The following is a 769-nucleotide window of genomic DNA, read 5'->3' on the forward strand; positions in this document are numbered from 1 at the left end:
TTTTTTTCCATTTCATCTCAAGAACAACGGAAACAAAAGAACGATCAAGATGAAATCGTGAAAGAAATCATATTAAAAGCACTTCGATTTAGAAATCGAAAGAAAGGGGCTCGTCAAATAAAAATGACATTGGCGGGTCATTTTCAAGTTGTCTACAATTTAAAGCGTATCCGTAGAATCATGAAGAAATATGAGATTGTCTGCCCGATTCGGAAAGCAAACCCTTATAAAAGAATGCTGAAAGCTTCAAAAGAACATCGAGTAGTGCCGAATCAATTAAATCGAGAATTTAAACAAAACACCCCAGGAAAAACACTTCTTACAGATATCACTTATTTAGTTTACGGTAAGAATAAAAGAGCTTATTTATCTACAATTTTAGATAGCTCAACCAATGAAATTTTAGCTTACCATGTTTCAGAACAGATGACATTAGACCTCGTAACAACAACTCTTCATAAACTAAAACGGAATAAGAGGATTCGATTGACTAACGGTGCATATATTCATTCAGATCAAGGAGCCCACTACACAAGCCCTACCTACCAAAAATTAGTCAAAAAGCTAAAGCTCGGACAATCTATGTCAAGAAGAGGAAACTGTTGGGATAACGCTCCACAGGAATCATTTTTTGGTCATCTGAAAGATGAAGCACATATAAAACCTTGCGAATCTTTTACTGAGTTGAAACAAGAGATTAAGAAATATATGACGTACTATAATCACTATAGATATCAATGGAATTTAAAAAAGATGACTCCTGTTGGAT

The 769-nt window shown here is 34.3% G+C and carries 1 protein-coding gene; it reads left to right on the top strand.

The features are described from left to right. Positions 1 to 769 (top strand): IS3 family transposase (locus tag SB773_RS29870; RefSeq protein WP_410593804.1); only part of this gene is annotated, 769 nt, incomplete at both ends.

It is taken from the genome of Bacillus sp. SIMBA_074, from assembly GCF_046534555.1.
Classification (GTDB): Bacteria; Bacillota; Bacilli; order Bacillales; family Bacillaceae_G; genus Bacillus_A; species Bacillus_A mycoides.